Here is a 675-nt window from a genome sequence, read left to right as displayed (position 1 = left end):
GGGGGGGGGGTGTCGGGCCGGAGCGGTTGGGGGAGATCCACCACCGCCACACCATAGGCCGCCACTGCATAGATGGGTAGGCGCAGGGCGGGCCACAGCGCCGGCAGCAGCAGGCGCCACCAGATCTGGGGGGCACTGAACCCGAGGCTTGCTCCCAGCCACTGCTGGCGTGCCAGCTGGATGGGTTGCTGTGCGGCCATCGCCATCAGCAGCAAAAAGGGGGTCTCCTTGAAAACGAGCAGTGCAATCAGCCCAAGCCCCCAAGGGTCGCGAATGGTCTGCCAGTCGGGAGGCAGTTCAAACCCGGTCAGAGCTGGCGAGACGAGCCGCAGCAGCCAACCGGAGGGGGCGAGCAAAAAGGCAAAACCGATGGCAAAGGCGACGTGGGGCATGGCCAGCATGGGCGAGAGCAGGCGACGGAGCAGCCCGAAAGCCCGGCTGTTGCTGTGGGCCAGCAGCAGGGCGGTCATCAGCAGGCTGCCGAGGGTCGAGGCGGCGCCAATCCACAGGCTCAGCGCAGCGGAATGCCAGAGGCCTGGTTGGGCCAGCAGCAAAGCGAGATGAGCGGTGGCCATCCCCTCCGCCAGCAGTTGCCACAGTCCTGCCAGCAATGGGATGACGAAGATCGCCAGATAATTGACCGCCTTCCCCATATTCCTGTCTCTTATACACATC

The 675-nt window shown here is 65.2% G+C and carries 1 protein-coding gene; it reads right to left on the bottom strand.

What is annotated here, in order from left to right; genetic code table 11:
* A partial coding sequence (locus CUC53_RS18685; protein WP_476692224.1) for an ABC transporter permease family protein occupies nt 1–653 on the bottom strand: 653 nt, incomplete at its 3' end.
* Nucleotides 654–675 lie beyond the last annotated feature (22 nt).

Source organism: Aeromonas cavernicola (genome assembly GCF_002795305.1).
GTDB lineage: Bacteria > Pseudomonadota > Gammaproteobacteria > Enterobacterales > Aeromonadaceae > Aeromonas > Aeromonas cavernicola.
The sequence above is the reverse complement of the archived record's forward strand: the minus strand, read 5'-3'. Positions and strand labels throughout refer to the sequence as shown.